The organism is Shewanella baltica (assembly GCF_900456975.1).
Lineage (GTDB): Bacteria > Pseudomonadota > Gammaproteobacteria > Enterobacterales > Shewanellaceae > Shewanella > Shewanella baltica.
Genome location: NZ_UGYM01000002.1, coordinates 3,289,814 through 3,306,268 on the forward strand (window position 1 = coordinate 3,289,814; position 16,455 = coordinate 3,306,268).

The following is a 16,455-nucleotide window of genomic DNA, read 5'->3' on the forward strand; positions in this document are numbered from 1 at the left end:
CAGGGGAATAAAAAAACCACCTTAAGTTCGCACTTAAAGTGGTTTTAAATTCACAGCGAATCCATGGTGAGTTAACCGCGGCTCGCTGCGTTAGCCTAATTAACTTGAGTCACAGTTAAGGTTGGCGATTTAGGATCGGGACCTGTCACAGTAAAGCGATAAGTTGCATCCACTGGCGCATTAAAATGCATATTTGCCCCCTTTGAAGCCAAGACTTTTAACCCATCAAGCGTCACAGCCTCATCCCCCACCACAGCACCAAAATCGACACTAGACCAATCTGATGAAGCAATTTTGAACTCGTTATCACCTGCGATTAACGCGATATCGACACTGTAAACCGAAGCGCCTTGATAGGCTAACGTGTCCACTGTGCCCCAACCATTCATGCCGCCACGAATGTAAACCGTGTTCGCACCAAACATCGCCGTTTTATACACGCTGAGTTTAGGTTCATTACGATTTGACGCATCAAACACAAAGCTGTAGGTATCATCGCTGTCGAAGGTGATGCTCATATTGCCGCCTTTGACCGCCAGCAATTTCTCTTGATTGAGCACGACGACACCATCGGCCTCACCGGTACCATAATCTACGGTAGACCAATCACTGGACGCGAGTTTAAAGCCCTTAGTACCAGCCGTGATGGCGAGATCAACGCGATATATCCCACCGCCCATATACTTGACTTCGTTATCAGTCCCCCAACCATTCATATCACCACGCAGATACACTGGCGTTCCTACAAATGGCTCTTCGTTATAAACGCTTAATACGGGATGGTCCTTATCCGATGCATCAAGGGAGAACACATAGGTTGCCGTTATCCCCGCGGAAAAATGCAGATTCCCGCCCTTCGCTGCTAGCGCTTCGGCCACGCCTTCATCAACTTGCGCGACATCAGCACTTATGGCACCAAAATCAACGGTATTCCAGTCTGCCGAGGCAATTTTGAAATCATAGTCACCGGCATTCAGTTTGATGGCAATACGGTATTCGCCAGCGCCGACGTAGGCGAATTTATCGACTTCACCCCAGCCATTCATGCCGCCACGGACAAATACATCGGTACTGCCATAGGGCACAACATCGGGCGCACCAACGGTAGCGTTTGCCGAGAGACCCAAGCCCTGCGCACCGCTTTGTTTTTTTACAAATACAGCCGTGCTGTAGGCAGGAACCGTAAATGTGCCTTCATTCGCACCCTCACTAAAACTTGCACCGCGGATTTTGGCATCAACAGAGTTTGCTTGTACTTCGTGTAAGTTAAAGCCTGCAGCAGTCGGCACTGTGTGAGACTGCTCCGTTGCGCTGCCGTTGATCATCACGACGATGGCATCGACTGCCGGGTCGAGATCGCTAAGACCAACGCCGTCGTCCAGACTCATGACGATGACACCCTGTTGCTGACGCTTACCGACGTTATGGAATCCCACACGATCAATAATGGTCTGCTCATCGGTCAAGCGGAATAATGGACTCTGATGGCGTATACGTAAAAACTCGTTAAATACCCCCGAAGCCAATTCGATATCCGACATGGAAGCCGCCGCATTTGGGTTAGCAGAAATACCCGAAATCTGCGTCCATTTGCTGCTGTTATCCTGCGCGAGTGGTAAACCTACATTCCAGTTATTGGTGTTGTAGGTAAAGTCGACATAGTTAAACCAGTCACCCGAGTCATAGCTGTTTCTGTCCATCGATTTTGAGCGCAGTAAATCACCGCCCATTTGCAGGAACGGCACCCCTTGGCTCAAGAGTGGAATACTGGCGGCCATGTTTTGGACTCGCACACGATTTTCAATACTCAAACCAATGGCATGTTTATATTGCAGGATATCCCACAGGGTTTCGTTATCGTGCTTAGAAACATAGTTAATACTGTCGGCAGGATCGAGAGCGTAAGCACTCGGTTGTGAGTTCCAGCTAAAGCTACTGCCCTTAGCCGAATTGCCATTAAAGTCTTTTAGTACATAGTTTTGTAAGTTACCCGCCAATGATAAGCGTAAGGTATCTTGATCCCGCAGGTAGTCATCCTTTGACTCAGTCGCAAACAATGCGCCACCACGCACCGCCTCGCGTATTCTGTCATTAAAGGTGCCCACTTCGGAGCCTGCCATATTGGCTTGGGTTGCCTGTTCGAATAAACGATTATCGGCAACTTCACCAAAGTTCCATCCTTCACCGTAGAAGTAAGTGTCTGGATCGACGGCCTGAACAGCGGTTCTCGCATCGAGAATACCTTGCTTAGGCATGTGCCCCATCACATCAAAACGGAAGCCGTCATAGCCATATTCTTTGGCAAGCAAAACTAAAGAATCAGTGACGAGTTTGCCCATCATTCGATGTTCAGTGGCGGTATTTTCACAACAGGTTGACTGTTCCATCGCGCCAGATACAGGGTCATATCTGTGGTAATAACCAGGAACGACCTTATCAAGCACAGCGTTAGCATTCACGCCAGAAGCGCTCGTGTGGTTATACACAACATCTAATACGACTCTGAGACCAATATTATGCAAGGCTTGGTTCATTTCGCGCAGTTCAAGCACTCGCGCCGTACCCTCAGCCACTGTGGCATAACTGCCTTCAGGTGCAAAAAAATGCTGCGGATCGTAACCCCAGTTAAAGCCATCTAAACCACGCATAGCATCCACTAATGCCTGCGCATCACTTGAGCCGGGTAAGCTATTTGCCAGAATACTCTCTATAGTTGCTGACTTGTTTTGGGTTTTACAGGCATCGGCCGCATCATTGATTTTGCTGCATAACTTGGCCAATGTGTCGGTCATTTCGATGCGTTCACTGGCATTTTCATTGACTGTTGCCATATCGGTGGCGGGCAACACATGGAAGTGAGTTAAGCCATTATCAACCAGCTTTTTAAGATGTTCGACTGGCGCAGAGCCTTGCTCGGTAAAGGCCAAATATTTACCACGGTGGGCGGCACTGGTGCTCTGATCTCGAATACTAAAGTCTCGAATATGCCCCTCATAGATCACCGCATCTTCAGGGTGAGCAATCGCAGCAACGGTTTGGTTATCCCAGCCGTCAGGTTTAAGGTCTGCATCGTCCAAATTAATAAACTGGCTAAAACGGCCGTTACTCGACACATTCAAAGAATAAGGGTCAGTGCTTTCTAACGACTCAAGTTTTTTAGTCGTTGGATGGTACACACTGAGCGCATAACGATAATAGAGGCGATTAAGGCTAGCATCACCGCGATAGGACCAGATACCAGTGAGGCTATCTAAGGTCATATTCTCTGTGCTTTTAAGTGTTTTATTGGCATCATAGACTTTCAGTTTTACGTCTTGGGCAGTCGGTGCCCACACAGAAGCAATAATGTTCGCCCCATCGTAAACCACACCGAGCGTAGCCTCATCAGCATCTTGGTCACCCTGTGTGTAAAGATCATCAAGCACCTTGGCCGCTTGCACATAGGTTGCGCCAACAGGTTTGTCATCGGCATCGTAAGCGACTAATACTAATTGATCTTTTGCAATGGCTTTGGCTTCATCCGCAGTAAAATTAGCAGTATAAGCAGGCCAATCTGCCAGCACTGGCGATAACGCTTTTTGTGCATCGCTTAAGGTCGCGGGCGTTAAGGTCACTTGAGTGCCACTGATCACATTATTATCATCGGCGGCGATATCAGCCTTAGCTGAATAATGCAATTTCACACTTGTCACCCCCTGTGGATCTTGATTCCACACAAAGGTATTGCGATCTAACCAGTGGGCACTCATACCTGAAATAGAGAAACCTGTCTCTAGAATCGGATACTCATACACATCCGACTCACCGTGAATGGTGAAATTCACGCGAACATACGTCGCATCGTCCTGTACCAGGGACATGGTTAAGTTGTTTTTACCTAAGGCTTTACCCGCATCATCCGTACCGGCATGCACAATAAAGTTGCCGCAGGCACCATAACCTTCCTTCAGATTAAGGATCCAATAGGCGCCATAATTAGGGTCAATACCATCGAAGGGATGGCCGTTGCTCCAGTCGCTGGTATCAAAAGGAGCGGCATAGGCATCACACTTTTCATCGTTCCAAGTATGTAATTTGTACTTAGGATATTCAGCGTTACTCGCAGTATTGTTTTTATCTTTAATGCGATTGTAGTAAAGCACTGCTTGATTGGCTTGCGGGAATACGCTTGGCGCGGGTAACGAGGGATCTAAACCGTTTATACAACTCTCGTTTTTAGGATCAGGGAATTTAGGCGCCTTACAACTGATAGGCGTTGGTGCAACGCAGTTTGTGCCCGTGGCATCGGGCACCATAGGCACATCGCAAGTTAATAGCACTTTACCCGGTTCAGATGAATCACTGCCGCCACAGGCCGAGAGTAAGCTCATACTCAGAGCTAAGGCCGACAGTTTAATAAGATTAGAGATACTCAACATGAGTGGTTTCTCCCAATTTGCGAATAAGACGCCGTGAAGCTAAATGGCGCAACATGTAATGGATTTAGGCTCTGTGCGTTTAAGCACACTAACTGATGCAATGGATTACATGGCATAGGTGAACCCCAAGAAAAATTCGCGGCCAAAGTACTGTAAGGTGCCGGTTTTCTGCTCGGTGCCAAAGTAACTCTTAGTCGGTTCATCTGTGAGGTTATTGACTTGGAACAGTACGTTTAAACCGTCCGTTACTTGGTAGGAGGCTTGATAGTCCATCACGGTTTCGGAATCGAAGTTCACCACTTGATCGTTAATAGCCACCTGTTCAGAGACAAAAGCATCACGGTAACGAGCGCTGATACGGGTTTCAAAGCCCTCATAGCCATAAAACAAGGTGGCACTGAACACATTATTCGATAACCCAGGTAAAGATTGAGTCGCACTATCACCGCCTAGGCTGGTAATGGACTGCACCTCACTCTCGGTATAAGAATAACTGGCATTAAAACCTAAACCGGAAAATAAATCGGGCAAGGAAGCAAACACTTGGGTATAAGCCAACTCTAAACCGCGAATGTATCCACCCTCAGCATTATTCATTGCAGTAGTGTAAGTGCCATTACTTGTTGAGGTTTGCACCCCAGTAACAGGATCGACGATGTAATCCGGCACGTTGAAGCCATTCCCCTTAAAATCGAAATTGGTGATAGCCACAGTATCAATAAAAGAATCAATATTTTTGTAGAATAGCGCTGCGACAAAGGCGCCTTCATCAAAGTATTTCTCGTAGGAAATATCATATTGATCCGCATAGAAAGGTTTTAAATAAGGGTTATTAGTACTGGAACCATTGATGACCCCATCGCTATTAGCCGTTGCGCTCGCATCTCCCGCCAAGCGGTTAATTGGCGGACGCGACATCACTTTAGCGGCTGCTAAACGGATTTGAGAATCTTCAGTGATCTTAAAACTAAGGTTAAGGGACGGTAGATAATCAACATAATCTATCCCTTTGATTTTAGGTGCATAGTAGTTATTTACTATGCCTAAATCATCGACAATGTACTGAGCGCCAAGCTCTGGATGTGCACCAACATTCTCTAAGACAGTTGCAGATTGGTCTGTTTCAACACGGCGTAAACCGAGATTTCCTGTGACTGGAATACCACCAATCTCGGTATCAAAATTAACCATGGCATAAGCCGCAAACACCTTTTCGAACACCTCCCCACTTTGCAATACGGTCCAAGAATAGTTAGTGGTATAGCCCTTAGCATCGAGTACACCATCGGCATTACCCCAGGTTTGTACTGGCTGTGGGATACCCTCAGGAAACCAAGCCGCCAGCGCTGCGTCGAGATCAATGGCGAGATAAGAGGGGAAATAACTGAACTCACCCTGCCAATCGACGACCGAGGCCATATCAGACGTCAGCTTGAGTGGTGGCTCAGCGCTAGAGAAAGCGCCATCATTGCCATATTCAAATACCGAGCGGCGATTGGAGTAATTGCGATCAGAGTAACGTACACCAAACTCTACTGAGCTGATGTAATCATTCTCAAGGTCATATTTAAAATCAAGGCGATAAGCCTTTACCGCATCTTCATTCTCATAGGGATAGATGCCGTACTTACTCACCATCACCCGATCCAGATCGGTGAAAGCATCGGCTTGATTAAAGCCCACATCGGGCAGATTAAGCCCGTTAAGTTGATAACTAATCGAGACATTATCATCGAAAACTGGGGTGTCAGCATTAGCATCGACAGCAACGTTCGCCCATAACAGGCCATTCCTAAAGTTACTTTTGGCTGAGGAATAGGAAATATCGGCGGCGACATTCAGTCTGTCTGTCACTTGCCAGTCAGCATTTAAACCAAAGCTATTCACTTCATCAAAATCTTGGTTATCGTCGTTTACAGTCTCAACTCGGGTGTAGCTCTTTGAGGTGCGATTAAAAGTTCCGCCAATAACAGAATTACCATCGAGTACAGGATTGGCAATCGCAGCGCCTGAGCCACCAAACTTAACCCTGAATCCTCGGGCAAACGATTCGCTATCGAAACGCGATAAAAATGCATCGGCCTTGAGCTTAAAATTATCCCTAGGTGCCCACTCAATCGCGCCCATATAACCGTTACGAATTTCAACGCCACCAAGGTGCTGTAGCTCAAAACCCTCGCTGATGTACTCATTCGCAGGGGCATCAATAGGACCGTTGGTATCATTAGCCAGTCCATCAACTTCTTTGCTGTCGTTATAAGCCAAACCGATAAATTGGGTCGCAACACTGGGTTGTTTTAGACGAGCATAACCTAACGCCACGCCTAATGTATCGTCGAAGAACTTCCCCTGATAAGACATACTCAATCTGTGGCCATACTCGTCAGCACCATACACTTCACTGGCTCTGTCGTTGTACATACCACGGGCATTGACCAGAAAACTATGGTCTTTATCGGATTGCAGTGGGCTGACTGTTTGCAGTTCAACTGTGCCTGCAACGCCCCCTTCAATGAGTGAGGCTTTAGGGGATTTGTACACAGCGGCGGATGAAATCAGTTCAGACGGGTATTGATCGAACTCGATACTGCGAGTACCACTCGTCGATACCTGTTCACGGCCATTTAAGGTTGAAAAAACAAAACCGCCAGACATACCGCGAATGTTAATTTCCGCCGCTTGTCCACCGGTACGTACCGCTGAAATACCGGGTAAGCGGGTCAGCGCATCCGCCATTGATACATCGGGTAAGGCGCCAAGATCATCTGCCGATAATTGCTCTGATACTGTGTCGCCGTAACGCTTAGCATCGAGGGAATCAATCAGACTTTTGCTGTAACCTTTAACCTCAATACGTTCGATATTTGCCGCTTCATCGCTGGCTTTTTTGTTGGTTTCGACACTCTTGGTATTCGTGTTGGTATCGTTTTTTATATTGTCGTCTTGAGCTTGTTTGGCCTCCTGTTGAGTTGGCGTAGTCTCTGCTGCAAAGGCTAACTGCGGTGTATACACCACACTAAAGCCTGCTGTCGCGAGAGCCATGGTCAAGACGCTGAGTTTACAATGACGCATTTGGCATTCCCCTATGTCATAACGACTTGTTTTAACCCGATGTTCTATTCACCACATCAATCCAAGAAACATAGGGCAATCAAAGTGTCATACTAACGGTGTAGCGTTTTTCGCCTCAATGGGATGCATACGTATTCATAACTTATCGTTCACAATATATTAACCATAAATTTTTAGCCTTTGATTTAAAAGATTTATATTCAAAGCTAAAAAAATACAAAAACACAACCTAGTAACAATCTGCACCTCCGTTAGCCCAAGATCACATATTTACATTCGAATCTAAATGATATTGTTTATCATTTGAATTAACTAAGTTATACTTCTCGCGGTTAGCTATCCCCTGTTAATAGAAATGTATTCGCCGTTAAGCCGAGTCTTCTGCCGTTAAACCAGAAAGCTTAAGCACATGTTGCAGAATTAACCGTAACGGATAGCCATAACGGACCCATATTAGCTCGAAATGAGAAGTGGCACTTATGTCTAATACACCCGCGTTTGAAACGTCAACGCAATCATCTGCAGTGCAAATGCGCTCTTTCTCACTGATTTCACGGGGGATTGTGCAAATTGCGCGATGGTTTAAGCAAGAGCAATCGCAGTTTGCCTTCAAAGTCTTTGCCCGCGCGAGCGCCGCACTGCTGGCGGGTTATATTGCGGCGGCCACCTTGGCTTGCCTGCTGACAGTCGTGCTACCTATGCCCCGCTTCGAAAGCACAATAACGGCCAATATGTTGGCTTTTCTGTTTTATGCCATCGCCATTATTTACGCCTTTTGTGTACGTAAAACCTGGCATGCATGGCGAGATCTAGGCCTAGTGAGTTTGTTATGTTTTGGTTTGCTTCAGGTGTGTGGACAGTAAGATGAAAGAGACATTTTTTAGAACCTTATCTTGGCTACATACTTGGGCAGGTTTGCTCGTATGCTGGGTGTTATTGTTGATCTTTTTTGCGGGTAGCTTGAGCTATTTCCGCCATGAGATCAGCCTTTGGAACGAACCCGAATTACACCAAGGGGTTTATCAAAACTATCAAGCCGATACGCTCGCAAACCAGCTGGATAAAGGCCAAGATTATATCGCAGCGCATTCGCCCGAATCGGCGCAGCGCTGGATGATAGGTTTTCCGACCGAACGTAAACCCTTTCAAAGTGTGAGTTGGCAACTACCGCCAGAAAAAGGTCAACGTCGCGGCAAGACTGAAGAACATGTCGCCCTAGCCGATGGCAGCGGCATGATCTCAGAAGTGCGCGCAAGTCGCGGCGGCGATTTCTTCTATCGTCTGCACTTTGACTTGCATTATATGTCCGCGATTACGGCCCGATATATCGTCGGTGTTTGCACTATGTTTATGCTAATTGCCCTTATCAGCGGCATAGTGATCCACAAGCGGATCTTCAAGGATATGTTCAGCTTTAGACGCGACAAGGGCGCCCGCTCTTGGTTAGATGCGCACAATGTGAGCTCTGTCATCGCCCTGCCCTACCATCTGATGATCACTTATACTGGGCTTATCACCCTGATGTTGATCTATATTCCGTGGACGGTGGATACCGCCTATTCGGGTGACAACCAAGCCTTTTTAAAAGAGCTGAACCCCGCCAGACAAACCGAGAAAGCCACGGGGATTAGCGCGCCACAGGTGCAACTGAGTCAATTACTGCCGCAGGTGCAAGCAGCTTGGGGCGATGCACCAATTAAGCAAGTGATAGTGTCATACCCTAACGATCAAAATAGCCAAGTGACCTTTTACCAAAATACAGGCAAAGATGTGACCGATGAGGCCAACATCTTGATATTTAACGGGGTCAATGGTGAGCTTAAGTATGCCAGCCCGCATGAAGCCTCGGGGGCGTCAGTCACCTACGACACTATGATGTCGCTACACACGGCGCGTTTTGCCGCCCCACTATTACGAATATTATTCTTTTTCTGCGGCTTATTGGGTTGCGCTATGGTCGCAACAGGCACTTTGATGTGGGCCATTCGTCTACGTCAAAAACAACAGAAAGCTATAGATAAAGGAGAGAAACCAAGCTTGGGATTACGTCTCGTCGAAGGGTTAAACTTCATGTTTATCTTAGGATTACCCTTAGGCGCTGTGAGCTTCTTTTACGCAAATCGTCTGCTATCGACAAGTTTTGCAGGCCGCTCCGAATGGGAAGTTCACAGCTTCTTTATCGCGTTAGCGGCAATGGGAGTGTGGGCTTTCTTTGGCCGTTCACGTCGCCAGTGGCAAGCAGCATTTATACTCACAGGCAGTTTGTGCTGTGCACTGCCCGTGCTCAATGCCTTCACATCGCCGAGCAATCTCATCGACAATATTCAATCCCATCAATGGCCTTTAGTCGGGTTTGATATGCTCGCCATTCTACTTGGCGGCGCTATGCTATTTGCCAGCAAAAGATTAACTTTGATTGCTAAAGCCCCAGCCAAGCGCCCAGCAAGACCCGCATTCAATGCGCCGAATACCAAGGCGAATAAAGCACGCCGCAGCGAGCCACAAACATCCCTAGCCAACGAACTTACCTCGCCGTCTTCATTGGAGGAAGCCAAATCATGATGCCAGAATTTATCCCCGTACTTGGGATCTTAGGCTTGAGTTATCTCTCACTTGCTCTGTTCGCCTTAGCTAAGTTTGGCCATTTTAAGGATGTGTTTAACCGTCCACCAGCACAATGGCAAAGCCATTTACTCACCTTGTTTGCTTGGTTATTACTGGCATTTAGCTTAAGTGCCTGCGCGAGCGATCAAGGCTGGGCCTACGGTAGCATTTTGTTTATGGGGATCATTTCCCTCGCGGCCATGCTGGTCATACTGACGTTAAGCTACAGTCCACGCCATTTACCGATTGGTATCGTCGCTGGTAGCGTACTCACAAGCAGTCTATTACTGAGTGCTGGGCTATAACTTCTCCGCACTAATCTATAACTTCCTGCCGCACTGAGCCACAGGTCATGGCTAAGTGCGCACCGCTAGGCTATAGTGCCCTGATGTCCTTCAGATAGGAGAAAATAATGGGCTTTAACTTAACGGTTAACTGGCAAACCTCGCCCGCCGAAGAAGGCGAATTTTGTCGAGACCACAGTATTACATTTGGCAGCGGCCAGACGATTCAAGCCTCGTCGGCACCGGAATACAAAGGCAATGGGCAGAATGTAAACCCTGAGGAAAGCCTCCTAGCGGCGTTATCCTCATGTCATATGTTGACCTTTCTCGCGATTGCACATCTTAAGCGCTTACCTGTGACGTCCTATGTGGACAATGCCACTGCAGAGCTGGGTAAAAACGAAACGGGCAAGTTGGCCGTCACTAAGATGGTGCTGAATCCTAAGGTCATGTTTGCAGAAGGGATTGAAGTCAGCCAAGAAACCCTTGAGAAAATTCACGAAAAAGCACATGTAAATTGCTTTATCGCCAATAGTTTAGCGACAGATATTCACATCAAGTTTTAAGATTTGTGCTGATATCTACGGCCCGCTAATGGTTTCCTAAGCGGGCTTTTTTATTGCCGCACCGCAGATTATTACCAGTCTGACTCATTGTCATCACCGAATCACCGTCGCCGCCCCCACACAGAGTCTTACCATCCGCATCCCCGAAACCTTTTCTATGGTTCAGCTCATGTCCAGCTTTTAAACAGTAGGATGGCTAACTTAGTGCCAACTGCTGGAGTTAAACGATGCACATTCAACCACTGCGACATTCCCCGTCTGTCAGCCCACAAAAAAATGTCTCCACCGCTGAATTTGCACAGGTTAACAATGCCGTTCAAACCAGCGCACCAACATCAACGGATACAGTAACGCTTTCTCGCGATGCAAAACAATTGGCGGCGAATGCGCAAAAACCAGCTGAAAAACCAGCAGAAATGCCAGCACTGAGGGATAACATAGAAACCTTAGTCGAATTGAAACACGCGAAGATGAAATACCAAGTAATCGCCGACATGACCAATATAGCGACAGGAACAAGCCAAGGGATTTCGGCGCCAACGGCCTATTACCTAAGCCATAACGAAGACGCGAGAGCGATAACAGTTAATCACCTTGCCCAACAACAGCAAGTGAACACTATGCAGATCTACGCAGAAACGAGTAAGAATATTAATGAATGGGCATAAAAATGGGTGTTGTCTCGGGAACTAAGAGACAACACCCTAACTTTGTACGCGACTATGCTAACTGAGATACCTTAAATTTTAGTTAAATACTGAATTTAAATATCAATTACTTAGCTTTTATATCCTGTGCCATTCCTTTTGCAGGCAGAGGTTGCGCTTTTAAGGCTGGAACGGGCTGCTTAACCAACTCATCTTTCAAATAGCTTATCGCAGTCTCAAGCTGTGCATCTTTACCGTTAAAGGTGGCGAAAGGTAAGTTATCGACTTCAATATCCGGCGTTACGCCATGTCCTTCCAGCACCCAGCGACCATCCATTGCATACTGTGGATACTCGGCCACTCGCGCCATACCTTTATCGGTCAGCGAATTTCGCCCAGATAACCACACGCCCGCGCCTGCCGTTTGTTTACCAATTAGCGGCGCAATACCCAGCGCTTTAATTCCCGCTGAGAAGGTTTCACCGTCGGAATAGGTTAGTTCATCGGTTAACACGACTAAATGGCCACGGAAGGTTTGCTGCATATTGGTGTTTGGCGTGCCGTGGGTCGGTTGCCAGAAAGCCCAAGCGCGGCGCAATAACTTCTCGATAATCCAACTGTCGATATTGCCGCCGCGATTACGGCGAACGTCGATAATCAAACCGTCTTTATCGTAATTGGTATAAAACTCACGGGCGAAACTTTCAATATCGCCGCCGCCCATGGCATATAAGTGCAAATAACCAATCTTGCCCTTACTCGCATCCTCGACCACAGTCGCGTTATGGCTCACCCAATCTAAATAACGTAATTGGCCGTCCACCATAGCGCTGACGGGCATAACGATGGTTTTATGGGTTTGGCTGCCACGCTTAAGTTGCAGTAATACTTGCTTGTCCTGTTGATTGCGCAACAGCCGTGTGACATCAGCCACGTTCGCCACTGGCGTGCCATTGATGGCCAGCAGCACATCGCCTTCTTTGGCATCGACTTCGATACGATTTAACGGTGAAGCGTTAGCTGGCAACTCAGGATCGTTACTGTAAATATGCGCAATTTTAACGCCATCGGCGGTTTGCTGTAGACGCGCACCAAGGCTAGCTGCTTTAGCCGCATCGGGATCTTTGGGTAAATCACCGCCGCGAACCTGTGAGTGCAAAGAATCCAATTCGCCCATCATTTGCATGAAGATATCGTTCAGTTCGTTACGGTCAGTCAGGCGGTCAAGCAAAGGTTGATACTTAGCTTTGGTCGCTTGCCAATCGAGGCCGCGCATCTTCTTATCGAAGAAAGATTCTCTGTGCATCAACCAAGCATCTTCAAACATTTGTTGCCATTCAAGCTGGGGATAAATCGCTAATTGCCATTGATCCGTTTGCACTTTGGCATTATCCGTATCGCCTAGCTTATCGCCACCGTCAACAATCATCAGCGCCTTGTCATTGCTGAACTTACGCAGCATCAGCTTTTTGCCATCGGCAGAAACCGCATAATGACCAATATCCTCGGCAAAAACCTCGGCTTTCGGACTTAATGGATCAAACTTGATGGTCATCAGACTCGGTTCGGCGTCATCACCCATCGCTTGGTCGAGCACATAAAGCCTACCATCGACGGCGCGCAGTTCACTGTAATTGCCTGAATCGATAGGCACTTGCCATAGGCGCTGCGAAATACCAGACCAATCAATTTTCACCGGATTCGGTTTATCCTTGGCATCCGTTTTGTCAGCTTGGTTAACGCTGAGTTCATTGGGTTTACTAAAGGGGAATTTGGCATTGTTAACTAAGGCGATGGCAAAAATTTGGCTGCGTTTATCAAACACTGGGCCCATGTTTCTATCGCCCCAAGGTGAACTTGGCGTGGCGCTGAATTGGCGATTTGACAGGAAATATAACCACTGGCCGTCACTGCTAAAGGTTGGCGAATAGGACTCGTACTTATCGCTGGTGAGCGTCTCGGCCTTATTTTCATCCACAGAGTAAAGGACAATTTGTGGTCTTTGTTTACCGATTTCCGACTTAGTTAATGCAATGAAACGGCTGTCTCCGGACCAGCGAATATCAGCGTAAGGCCCAAGTCCTTCACCGTTAGTGATGATTTTTTGATTGGTATTTTTCTTTAAGTCGAGCAGCCAAACGTTGCCATCGTTATCGTCGTGGGCGATAAATCGACCGTCATTGGACAGATTCAGGCTCATTCTTAAGGTATGACCGTCTTTTGTCAGCTGCTTAGCACCACTGCTGCCATCGGCGGGGAATTGCCAAATTTCTTGCTGACCCGTCATGTCGCTAATCGCATAAACCGACTTGCCATCTTGGCTCAATATCGCTTCTCTCACGCGATAAGTCCCTGGCAGCGCAACTTGGATTAAGCGTGAGCCATCAACACCCGCAATTGCTACATGGCTGCGGGCGGTGATCACCACTTTATCGCCAGCAAGGGCTAAATCGGTGGAGGAGGCATAATCCATAGGATCTTTCACCCAGTGCTCACGGCGCTGGGCAAAATCGGACGTGAGTTCAATATTGAGTAATGCGTCTTTCGCGGCGGCGATATCAAATACATGGATATCTGCGCCCTGCTGGAAGACCACTTTGCCTTGATCCATCTGCGCGCCGCGGACTTGCCAATCTTTAAATTGGGTCAACTGTTTTGCGTCTGAACCATCGAGCGCCATCGACCAGAGGTTGTCGTTACCATCGCTGTCGCTGATAAAATAGAGTCTGTCTTGCCATAGCATAGGTTGACGCACTGAGCCGTCGTGCTGGCCGCTGAGCAACTGGGCTTCGGTTTTGCTACCAAGTTTAAAGCGCCATAATTCGCCCTTTGCGCCGCCACGGTACACTTTGGCGTTATCGCCAGTGACTTGCAGGCCAAAGCGGGTGAAGTACACGTATTCGTTGCGATCATCAATCACACCTTCGACCGCATCGGCTAAGGGTAAATCTGTGGTCGTGAGGGTTTTAGGATCGACGCTGCGTAGCATCCAATTATTCGCGGGGCCAAAACCACTGTCTGTGGAATATAAAATCTCGCCTTTTGGGGTCCAACCTTGAACCCGCACACGGCTATTCTCAAAACTCACCCGCTTGGCCACACCGCCGGCAACCGGGATCACATACACTTCGCTCGCGCCTTCATAATTGGCCACATAAGCAACCCACTTGCCATCGGCTGAAATGGTCGCACCTAGCTCCTCTGCGGGTAAACTCGTTAAGCGGGTCGCCGCCTTTTGACCTAAGGTCTGAGTCCATAAATCCCCTTCAGCGGTAAAGACTAAGGTTTGATCGTGCAGGGCTGGCGCGCGGTAATATCCTTGATTGCTCACCGCATCGGCAGCGATGGCTTGGGCCGCAGTAAACGTGCCTAGGGCAAGCATGCAGCAGGCGACAGAATGGCGAAGTTTCATGTATGACCTCTATCCTATTGTTATTTTTAGCAATGGACTCTTTGACTACGAGATTTTGCTAGCAGATTTAGCGAAGAAATTCTTGCCATAGACTTTTGCGAAAAAACGCAATCAAGCCCAAAGCATGACAATTTAGCCCACCAAGCTAGCAGAATTTAATAGAGAGTTCAGTAACTTCGAGCCAGAGAAGTTTTAGCAAATGTGTCACATCTTAAATCGCGGGAAAACAACTGAGTAAAAAACAATCTTCTTTAGCGGAAAACACCAAAGATCATAGCGTTACCCTGTTGCATCACGATAAAAATCATCAGGAGTAAGACAGAATTAGCTAACGTGAGGGCTAACGTGAGGGCTAGTGTTTAAGACTAATATTAAGAACTAATGTTAAGGGCTAACGTTAAGGACTGATTACGGGCTGACGTACAGCGTCTTTAGTGGACTGTTTAGGCGGCTCATGTTGGATTGTTTCGCCAGTGACATTTGTTGCCATTTATTGATCACGCGTGCAATTTCACCGTTATCCATCAAGGTCTTAATCGCCTGATTAAACTGCTCTAACTGGTTTGGCGTCATACTCGCTTTACTGAGCATTAAATGGATATGGTTTTGATCTAACACTAACTTGAGTGGCACTAGCTTGATGTGTTGATGCTGACTGGCAATATAGGGCATGGCCATAGTATCGCCGACGATCATATCCCCGCGACCATAGGTGAGCATTTGTACCGACTTATCTGAGTCAGGGCTTAACACCAATAAATGCTCCTGCTCTAATCGATATTGAGACTCTTGATAATCGGCGCCATACCAACCGCTTGAAGGCACAAGCAGGCGTAACTTTTTGGTAAAAATGTCCTCCCACTTATCGACATTAATCTGATCTTTTTGCTCATCGAGCACGAATAAGCGCAGCTCTTCGTCTCGATAATAACTGGAAAAATGCGCATAAGCCTGACGTTCATCCGTCATTGTCGCTCCCATCAACACATCTAACTGTCCAGCTTTCAGCATCTGATGCGATCGCTTCGCGGGCACATTGATAAAATTGATTTCGCAGCCGAGATACACGGCAAATGCCCGCATCAGATCCACATCTAAACCTTGAGCTTCTCCTTGGGGATCTTGCCAAGCATAGGGAGGCCAGTCGTTATAACCGACTTTAATGGTTTTATGACAGGGTAAAGGACTATTAACCTGCAACGCACTTTTGGCGGGCAAGGCTAAAAAAAGCAGCAATAAGACAGGAACGTATTTAAACAATGACATAGGCTAAATTACTTGCCCCTTAAGTTGGCGATCCTCTCCTGATGAAGATGAAGCAAAACGGTTCAACGTCAGGCTTCCGCGGTGTTTTAATACCTAAATAAGCGTAGTTGGCACTTAGACAGTGCGCCATAAACACCAGTCAGATCATAGTAATTAACCGAAATAGGGCGCGGAGAATAACAACAA

General features: G+C 47.3%; 9 protein-coding genes. 5 read left to right on the top strand and 4 right to left on the bottom strand.

Features of this window, described 5'->3' with window-relative positions:
* Positions 1-95: 95 nt before the first annotated feature.
* A complete protein-coding gene (locus DYH48_RS14790) occupies positions 96-4,418 on the bottom strand; it encodes an alpha-1,6-glucosidase domain-containing protein (protein ID WP_115335224.1) in 4,323 nt (1,440 codons plus the stop codon).
* 105 nt (positions 4,419-4,523) lie between these two features.
* Positions 4,524-7,490 (bottom strand): TonB-dependent receptor, encoded by a 2,967-nt coding sequence (locus DYH48_RS14795; RefSeq protein ID WP_115335225.1) that lies wholly within the window; start codon positions 7,488-7,490, stop codon positions 4,524-4,526.
* 479 nt (positions 7,491-7,969) lie between these two features.
* Here DYH48_RS14795 and DYH48_RS14800 point away from each other — a divergent pair, with 479 nt between their 5' ends.
* From DYH48_RS14800 to DYH48_RS14820, 5 genes are all read left to right on the top strand, one after another.
* Positions 7,970-8,353: a DUF3649 domain-containing protein gene (locus DYH48_RS14800; RefSeq protein WP_172481197.1), complete on the top strand. Its 384-nt coding sequence runs from the start codon at positions 7,970-7,972 to the stop codon at positions 8,351-8,353.
* 1 nt (position 8,354) lies between these two features.
* Positions 8,355-10,052, top strand: a complete 1,698-nt coding sequence (locus DYH48_RS14805) for a PepSY-associated TM helix domain-containing protein (protein ID WP_115335226.1) — start codon at positions 8,355-8,357, stop codon at positions 10,050-10,052.
* Complete coding sequence (locus DYH48_RS14810; protein WP_006080813.1) at positions 10,049-10,399, top strand: DUF3325 domain-containing protein; 351 nt, start codon at positions 10,049-10,051, stop codon at positions 10,397-10,399. Before DYH48_RS14805 ends, DYH48_RS14810 begins: the two co-directional genes overlap by 4 nt.
* Positions 10,400-10,506: 107 nt before the next feature.
* On the top strand, positions 10,507-10,944 hold the full coding sequence (locus DYH48_RS14815) for an OsmC family protein (protein WP_012588247.1): 438 nt from the start codon (positions 10,507-10,509) through the stop codon (positions 10,942-10,944).
* A 227-nt stretch (positions 10,945-11,171) separates the two neighbouring features.
* On the top strand, positions 11,172-11,612 hold the full coding sequence (locus DYH48_RS14820; protein ID WP_012588248.1) for a flagellar biosynthesis anti-sigma factor FlgM: 441 nt from the start codon (positions 11,172-11,174) through the stop codon (positions 11,610-11,612).
* Positions 11,613-11,718: 106 nt separating this feature from the next.
* Here the strand turns inward: DYH48_RS14820 and DYH48_RS14825 are convergent, their stop codons facing one another.
* Both DYH48_RS14825 and DYH48_RS14830 read right to left on the bottom strand, forming a co-directional pair.
* Positions 11,719-15,003, bottom strand: coding sequence for a S41 family peptidase (locus DYH48_RS14825; RefSeq protein WP_115335227.1), 3,285 nt, complete (start codon positions 15,001-15,003; stop codon positions 11,719-11,721).
* Between the two features lie 408 nt (positions 15,004-15,411).
* Positions 15,412-16,269 (bottom strand): substrate-binding periplasmic protein, encoded by an 858-nt coding sequence (locus DYH48_RS14830; protein ID WP_071939184.1) that lies wholly within the window; start codon positions 16,267-16,269, stop codon positions 15,412-15,414.
* Positions 16,270-16,455 lie beyond the last annotated feature (186 nt).

Excerpts from the sequence above, each read along its gene's own strand:
- DYH48_RS14790 (WP_115335224.1), bottom strand. The coding sequence starts at position 4,418 with ATGTTGAGTATCTCTAATCTTATTAAACTGTCGGCCTTAGCTCTGAGT.
- DYH48_RS14795 (WP_115335225.1), bottom strand. The coding sequence starts at position 7,490 with ATGCGTCATTGTAAACTCAGCGTCTTGACCATGGCTCTCGCGACAGCA.
- DYH48_RS14800 (WP_172481197.1), top strand. The coding sequence starts at position 7,970 with ATGTCTAATACACCCGCGTTTGAAACGTCAACGCAATCATCTGCAGTG.
- DYH48_RS14805 (WP_115335226.1), top strand. The coding sequence starts at position 8,355 with ATGAAAGAGACATTTTTTAGAACCTTATCTTGGCTACATACTTGGGCA.
- DYH48_RS14810 (WP_006080813.1), top strand. The coding sequence starts at position 10,049 with ATGATGCCAGAATTTATCCCCGTACTTGGGATCTTAGGCTTGAGTTAT.
- DYH48_RS14815 (WP_012588247.1), top strand. The coding sequence starts at position 10,507 with ATGGGCTTTAACTTAACGGTTAACTGGCAAACCTCGCCCGCCGAAGAA.
- DYH48_RS14820 (WP_012588248.1), top strand. The coding sequence starts at position 11,172 with ATGCACATTCAACCACTGCGACATTCCCCGTCTGTCAGCCCACAAAAA.
- DYH48_RS14825 (WP_115335227.1), bottom strand. The coding sequence starts at position 15,003 with ATGAAACTTCGCCATTCTGTCGCCTGCTGCATGCTTGCCCTAGGCACG.
- DYH48_RS14830 (WP_071939184.1), bottom strand. The coding sequence starts at position 16,269 with ATGTCATTGTTTAAATACGTTCCTGTCTTATTGCTGCTTTTTTTAGCC.